This is a genomic window from Bartonella sp. AA126HLJHH (assembly GCF_042197425.1).
In the GTDB taxonomy this organism is placed as follows: Bacteria; Pseudomonadota; Alphaproteobacteria; order Rhizobiales; family Rhizobiaceae; genus Bartonella.
In genome coordinates, this window is record NZ_JBHIRU010000032.1 from 1 (window position 1) to 8,140 (window position 8,140).

The 8,140-nt window shown below is 45.2% G+C and carries 3 protein-coding genes and 1 pseudogene; 3 read left to right on the forward strand and 1 reads right to left on the reverse strand.

Annotated features, from left to right (window positions below; translation table 11 throughout):
* Positions 1-232: pseudogene (locus ACFIQC_RS08795) on the reverse strand (type ISP restriction/modification enzyme); the annotation flags it as partial.
* Positions 233-488: 256 nt separating this feature from the next.
* Here ACFIQC_RS08795 and ACFIQC_RS08800 point away from each other — a divergent pair.
* The 3 genes from ACFIQC_RS08800 to ACFIQC_RS08810 all read left to right on the forward strand — a co-directional run.
* Complete coding sequence (locus ACFIQC_RS08800) at positions 489-668, forward strand: hypothetical protein (RefSeq protein ID WP_375632827.1); 180 nt, start codon at positions 489-491, stop codon at positions 666-668.
* The gene (locus ACFIQC_RS08805; RefSeq protein WP_375707053.1) at positions 661-2,421 is read left to right on the forward strand and encodes a ShlB/FhaC/HecB family hemolysin secretion/activation protein; all 1,761 of its coding nucleotides are present in this window, start codon (positions 661-663) and stop codon (positions 2,419-2,421) included. Before ACFIQC_RS08800 ends, ACFIQC_RS08805 begins: the two co-directional genes overlap by 8 nt.
* Positions 2,422-2,512: 91 nt before the next feature.
* The coding region (locus tag ACFIQC_RS08810) for a filamentous hemagglutinin N-terminal domain-containing protein (protein WP_375707054.1) at positions 2,513-8,140 on the forward strand (5,628 nt) is incomplete at its 3' end.

Below are 8,140 nucleotides of genomic sequence, written 5' to 3' on the forward strand. Positions count from 1 at the left end.
ACGTGCAAATGACCGAGTTCACGCCCTGCTGTCACAAATTTCCAAAAATCATCAGCCGTTTTTACGCAAGGGATACGAGGCAATTCTTTGCATAAATTATCAGCATAACGGGTGCGATAATCTTCTGAATGCAAAAGACCGTAAACATAATAAAACAGATCATCTTTAGTGTTTTTTCATTGGGATAAACGGCTTTTAAATATGCTAATCCTTCATTAGTTATAGCATTACGCATTTTCTTTTTTTCTTATTTTAGTAAATAAGCGATTGTCATACTATTTTTCTTATCAAGCGATAATAATGGAGTGTTTTTTGTTGTCTCTAATATGTAACAGTTCCAATAAATTTGGTCTATTCTATGAATAAGAGTCTTTACTTAAAGCTCAAGATTATATTACATGCAACACCTTAAAATTAAGAAGCATATATAGCATATGATTGTCATTTAACAGTGTAATTATACAAGCTTCAAAAGTGGGGGAAATGATATGGTTTGCACAACTCATAAAGCAGGTGTATACAGTACAGTCTATGCTTTTTTCTCAGATGTTATAAGTATTACTCTCATCAAAAAATTAAAAAATTGTTACGCGGTTGGCGATTTTTTCTGTGACGCTGATGATATGGTTCATTTTGTTGCTCATTTTGAGGGCACAATGAATGCATAGATTTTTTTTCATTTTTGTTTTTGCGGCTATTTTGTGCCTTTTCTCGTTGCCGAGTTTTGCCCAAAACATTCGTGAGAAAGCGATTAATCAATCAGAGAGCATCCAACGACAACAAACGCAAGAACAGCGTTTTCAACGATTGCACCGTAGAAACGAAACACATGGGATATTTTTGCCAGACGATGATACCACATCTGCCTATGGTGCTTCATCTAGTACAACCTGTTTGCTGATCAAAAGCATTGAATTTGTTGGCGCTCAGTTGATTTCTCATACCAACCTTCATGAAGCCATTTCTCTTTGGGAAGGACGGTGTTTGGGGATTGCCGAAATCAACAAAGTGCTCAAAGCGGTGACCAAGCTTTATATGAAGCGCGGCTATATTGCGGTGCGGGCTTATTTGCCTGAGCAAGATTTAAGCGGCGGTCATCTCAAGATTGTTGTTGTTGAAGGTGTGATGGAAGATATTACCCTTGATGGGCATAAAGTTGGAAGGAAATCTCAAGGAGAAATCACCACGGCTTTTCCAAACCTTATTGGGAAGCCGACCAATCTGCGCCAGATAGAGCAAGGGCTTGATCAAATCAATCGGCTTTTCTCACGCCAAGCTACTATTAATCTTGGTGCTGGTGGCAATTCGGGTGGTTCGATACTCGATGTTCATATTGAAAAACAGAAACCTTGGCTTATTACGCTTTCCAGCGATAATCTTGGCGCTAAAGCAACAGGGCTTTATCAAACGCGCTTGAGCCTTTCTTTTGATGATCTGTTGGGGATCAATGATCAATGGTCGTTGAGCTATCAGCGCTCTATGGATGGTAGTCCGTATCATTTTTCTCACAAGCGTCCCAATAGTGATACTCTAACGGGATCCTTTTCTCTACCCTATGGCACTTGGACAACAGGTTTTGATGGGACGTGGAGCCAATATCATTCGAGTGTTAAGGGAATATTTTCCGATATTATGACAGCGGGTAAGTCTTTATCGCTTACACCATGGATTTCACGGGTTATCGACCGTGATCAAGAGGGAAAGACCTGGGTTACAGGACGGTTGACATGGAAATATTCTGATAATTTTATTATGGGCAGTCGGGTTGATGTTTCCAGCCGTAAACTAGCTATTGCAACCTTTGAGCTTGATCATTCGCGCAAGTGGCTTGGAGGAGAATTAAGCGCGCATATAGGGTTTCATAAAGGGTTGGCAATTCTTGGCGCTTATGACGATAAAGAGCAAGAGAATGCAACAAAAAATTCACCCAAAGGGCAATTTTCCAAATTGTCTTTTTCCCTAGGCTACGTGCGTCCTTTTTCGCTCAAACAATATAACTTTCGCTATAACACGCTGTTTTCAGGACAATTATCACCCGACACATTGTTTAGTTCAGAGCAAATATCGCTTGGTGGTAGTTCCTCTGTGCGTGGGGTGCGTGAGGCGATTTATTACGGCAATAATGGGGCGTTTTGGCGCAATGAATTGTCGCTGTTGTTGCCAGGTTTTTCTTCGAGAATGGGGCGTAAATTTATGAGCCAATTTGCCCCTTATATGGCGCTTGATCTGGGGGCTGTAGCCAATAATGTAAACAAAAACAGTTTTGGCGGGAGCCTCGTTGGGGCAACTCTTGGTTTCCATGCAACCGGAGACATTACGGATATTGATGTGTCTTATTCGAATATTTTAACCCAATCGACAGTGCGAGAAAAGGGAAATGCGACAGGGTTATTTCAAGTGCGGGCATTATTGAGATTTTAGAGCAAAGGGGCGGTAAAAAATATCGCTGCGCTGTTTATACCCATATGGGTTGTTTTTTTAAAGAGATAAAGAATTTTATGAGGAGCTGAAGATGCGGGGATTGAAAAATCAAAAGCATAGATTGGGATATGGATACAAGCTATGGCAGCGCGTTCTTTGTGTTTTGCAGCGAGGGATCCATAAGGGGCTTTCACTTGTTTTAAGTTTTTGCTTAGCTTTTCAGCCTTTGTTGTTGCAAGCACAAGCGCTTGGAGCGCGAAGTCCTGTTGCACAAGAGAGCCAAGGGATTAAAGCAGCTGATGGGGTTGGCTCTGTTTTCCGCCCCACGGTGGGGAAAGCTGGCAATGATGTGCCGCTGATTGATATTGTTCGCCCCAATGGACAGGGTCTTTCTCATAACAAATATGACAGTTTCAATGTTGATACCCATGGCGTGATTTTGAACAATTCGACTGAGGAGGTTTCGCGTTCACAGCTTGGGGGATTGGTGCCAGGCAACGGCAATTTGCGTTATAGCGGTGCAGCAAAGGTTATCCTCAATGAAGTGGTGAGTGCCAATCGCTCGCGTCTTGAAGGCGTGAGCGAAGTACACGGGCATATGGCGGATGTTATTATCGCCAATCCCAATGGGATTACCTGTAACGGTTGTGGCTTTATTAATACACCACGGGTGACTTTATCGACCGGACAACCGATTATTGGAGCCGATGGGGCTTTGAGTGGATTGCGTGTTGAGGGTGGAGATATCACCATAGGCGCTCGTGGGGCTGATGGGAGTGCATTAGATATTTTTGATCTTGTTTCGCGCAAGATCAGTGTCGGGGGTCCCATACAGGTCAAAGGAGATTTGGCTGTTATCGCGGGGCGCAATCATTTTGATTATGACAAACGCGAAGCAACTTCTCTTGGTTCTGATGGCAAAGAGCCGGAATTGGCGATTGATTCCAGTGAGTTTGGTGGAATGTATGCGGGGCAGATCCGCGTGATTGCCAATGATAAAGGTGCGGGCGTTAAGATGCGAGGAGACATGGTTGCCAATGCAGGCGCCATGAGATTGACAAGTGATGGCAAGCTGGTAATTGCCAAAGCACGTGCCAAAGGAGCAGTAAAAGCGCGTTCTCACCACGACAGTGTGCATGTGAAAGATCTGCTTTTTTCAGAAGAAGCAGTTGAACTGAAGGCTTTGAAACATGTTGAACTGGCTGAGCAAGCTCGCGTTGCAGCGAGCGGTGCTGTTGATGTGGGCGCCGATCTGATCAAGCTCCAGTCTCATGCTCTTCTAGCAAGCGGTATTGGGAGTGATGGTCAACAGTCAGCGACGGGTTCTTTGCATTTACAGGCAGCAAAGCTTGAGGCGGGGAATGGGCGGATAGCCGCCGGTGATCTTTTAGAGATCCAAGCAGCAACAATTGATCTGAGCCGCATGCAAGACAATGATCAAACAGGGGTTTCTTCCCTTGGCGATCTGACCATTAAAACCAATCAAATCAGCGCTTTAAACAACCATATTGGTGCCAAGGGGAATATTGTCTTGAGCGCCGATGATGGGCTCACTGTAGGCGCTGGACATTATAGCGCCGGCGGCTCTCTTTTGGTGGAAGCAGCAGAGCTTACATCACGCGCGCGCTTAGTGGCAGAGCAAAAAATTGACCTTTATGCGCATCACGGTGCCCTGATCCAAGAAGGCACTGTATTGTCCAATGGGAAGATAACGCTGGATGCCCATGGTGCCCTCAATCATACGGGTGATATTGTCAGTATGCAGCAGGTTGCCTTGACAGCGGGGGGCATGCTCACAACCTCTCAAGAGAGCACGATTTTAAGTTATGATGTGGTTTTAAGTGCTGATGCTTTAACCCAAGCAGGGACTGTGGAAGCTCAAGAAGGAGCATTAACCCTTCAAGTGCGTGATGGGGTTATCAATAGCGGCACAATGCGCGGTGAGAGTGTCGATGCTCATATTGGTGCATTTACCAATCAAGGGACGTTTATTGCAACCGATGATTTGCATTTGATGGTAAGCACACAAGAAGGCGCCGATCCGCAACAAGCCTTTCTGAAGAATACATCCGAAGGTGTCCTTCAAAGTGGTGGCGTTTTTGTTGTGACCGCAGGGCAATTAGACAATGCCGGTGTGCTTGGCTCTAGTGGTGAGAATGTTGCCCTCAATGTGGCAGGGAATGTCAGCAATAGTGGGCTGATTTACGCCAAAAAATCTATGGACGTATTCAGTGATGGTGATTTAACCAACACACAGGGCAGAATGATTGCAGAAGAGGCTCTCAGCATTGGTGGGCTGAAAGAGACACGTGCTGGTCATATAAATAATGAGGCTGGTCTTCTCAGTGCTTTAGCCGGTGAGATGAAGATTGTTGCAACGTCTTTTGTCAATAAAAGCGCTGAAACGACAAATTCAGAGCAACAAAACGCTACACATGATGAAGGTGCGCATGTTTTAGCGCGGGATGGTTTGCGCATTGATGTGGGCAGTTTTGAGAATGTTGATGGTCTTATTTCTACGCAAGGGGCAGTCAATATTGTTGCTGAGAGTGTGATCCAAGCAGGGCACATAGAGATTGAGCGTGGTGACCTTCAACTGACCAGCCACGGTGATTTAAGCAATAGTGGCACAATAGAAAGCAATGATACCATTGCTTTGCATGCGCAAACAAATCTCAGCCAAACGGGGCGCATTGTCTCTAAAAAGCGGATAGAGCTTTCCAGTGATGGCATATTGACAATGGGCGAGACAAGTGAGGTTGGCGCCTATGATGTAACGCTGAAGGCAGGCACACTCACCCAAGCTGGGCTTGTGGAAGCGCAAGGCGGGGTACTTACTCTCAACAGTCATGATGTTTTAAGCAATTCCGGTATTATGGTGGGCGGTGTTGTTGATGCGAAGCTTGGGTCTTTAGCCAATTCAGGTCAGCTTTTAGCCAGTAACAGTTTTACGCTTATAGCAAAAAGTCATGATCCGTCATTGGGGCAAGTTGCTCTGGTTTTAAATGGTGAAGACGGTGTACTCAAAAGTGGTGGTGCTTTTGTCTTAACCGCAGATGTTTTGGACAATGCCGGCAGTATTGGTTCAAGTGGTGATGGGGTTGCGCTCAATGTGAGCGCTGATCTGAGTAATAGTGGGCTGATTTATGCCAAGAAATCTGCCATTTTCTCCTTAGATGGGGATTTTATTAATAAGTTTGCCGATGTCATTGCTGAAGACAATCTCATCATCCGTGGTTTAAGTGGAGAGCGGGCTGGTCATGTGATCAACAGCTCGGGTCTTTTAGAAGCCGTGTCAGGCGATATGACCTTCGATGTCTCAGCGCTTACCAACATGCGTGAAGGTGGAGTTGAAGTTAGCGATAAAGTGGTTTCTCACAGTTACGTGCGAGGAGAATGGAAAAAAACCGAGGTTAGACACCACCAGATAAAGGAAGATGTTGACACTACGATCATTCGTCAGCAGCCTCATTTTACCAATGGAGCTGCACAGATTTTAGTAGGACGTCATCTCACGGTTCATGCCGGCGATATCCGTAATAGCTACAGTTTGATTGCTGCTAATGGCAACATTGAGATGCAGGGTGATACGCTGCTCAATGAGGGGCGCGATTTAACCGAAACAACAAAGATTGTAACTGAAACACATCGCAGGAAGAAACATTGCCACACATTATTAGGAGGGTGTAGTATTACAGGCATAACATATTATGGCAGTACTACTGATACCAAAACAACCGTCCGCACTTATGATGCTGTTTACGGCACGATTGAAGCTGGTGGCACGCTTGATGCCAAGTTGACAGGCTATATTGACAATCATGCGGTGCGTGAGGGGGGTGAGCAAGTTGGCTTAAGCTCTGGCGATAAGGGGTTGGCTGGTGTTAAAAACACCGATTTTGACGGTTCCAAACCACTGATTAGTGATGATCGATTGGACGGTATTATCAATGGTTTGAAAGGGCACAAAGGGCTTTTTGCACCAAGCACAAAAACACCCGCACCAGAATCCATACAAGTGCCAACGCAAGATGGGCTTAACTCTGTTAAGACAGAATTGGACCAGACCCAAACACCGGATGTGCCATTTTTAGTCGAGACGCGTCCAGATTTTATCAACCCAAGTAAATTTTTAGGATCGGACTATTACTTAAAAAAGATTGGCAATTATAAGCCTGAGAACGTGTTCAAAAAGTTGGGGGATGCTTATTTTGAATATCGTCTGGTGGGTGAGCAAATCTTCGAGCTGACAGGTAATCGCACTCTTCTTGATGTTGAAGATCCCAATGCTCAAATGCAAAGGCTCTATGACAATGCTGTGGAGCAGCAAGATCCCTTGGGGTTAGTGCTAGGCAAGCCCTTAACGCCTCAGCAAATTGCTGGGATCAAAAAGGATATGATCTGGCTTGAGACCCACCTTGTCGACGGACAAGAGGTCTTGGTACCCCACGTTTATTTGGCACCAAACACTTCTTTAGCACAAGATGTTTATGGGGCAAAAACGCAGCAAGGAAACCTTGCCAGTGCACGTTTGAAAGGCAATGGCGTCACTATAGAGACGGACCGTCTTACCAATAGCGGCACCATATCAAGTAATGGTGCATTGCATGTTTCGACTACGCAAACTTTGTTTAATGATGGTGGTTTTTTGCTTGGCAGCGGTGCTGTAGATCTCAGCAGTGGCGATCTTTTAGCCAATTCTTCCGGTGTTATTCTGGGGGATATCATCACCCTCAATGCGAAGACAATCATTGATGGTACTGCAAAAATCCGTGACACGAATGAATATGGTTTTGTTGATCGCAGTGGGCAGCAGGCTCAAATCATTTCTATACAGGATTTAAACATTCACTCCCTTGGCGATTTAAGCATGACTGGTGGCCAATGGAGCAGTGGCGGTCCGATGACGGTGATTGTCGATGGTTCTGCTACGTTTGGTTCATTAGTGCTAGAGAGTGACCATAAGGAGACATTGGAAAAAGGGCATTATAACGCCCAAAGCAGTGAGCACCGTTTGACAGAAGTCAACAGTGATGGAGATTTGACCATTGTCACAGGTGGTGAACTTAACCTTGGGGGAAAGTTTAAAGCCAAGGGCAATGGGGATTTCACCAGTGGTGGCGCTCTCAACGCGATTTCAGAGCAAGATTTTAACAGTTTTGATTTGGATCTGAGGGGCAAAGAAGGCGACAAATCGAAGCAAAAGAATAAGTTTCGTCAACAATCAACAGAAGTTACTACAAACAAAACCACGATAGAAACAGAGGGCAACCTCTCCATGCATGCGCAAAATGGGGATCTCACGCTTGATGCGGCAGGGCTATCAAGTGGTGGTCAGACGCATTTGGCATCAGATACGGGGAAGATCAAGTTTCTGACCAACAAGGATCAAGATTTTAAGGACGTTTATCAGCGTAATGAAAACCTTGTGTGGTGGAGTGAGAGCGATAAAGGTTACCTTAAGGAGACCATCGAGCATGTCACCATAGATGCTAAGGGTGGCATAAAGCTTGATGCGGGTGATGGCTTCGTTGTTGAGTATCAGGCAACCGGTGATTTAGACAAATCTCTTGAGCAATTGTCTCGCTCTCCAGGCATGGCATGGATCAAGCAACTGCGTGATGATCCAGAATTATCCAAGCAAGTGGATTGGCAAGCAGTTAAGGCTGAATTTAAAGACTGGGATTATAAAGCCCAAGGGCTGACAGAAGCCGGTGCG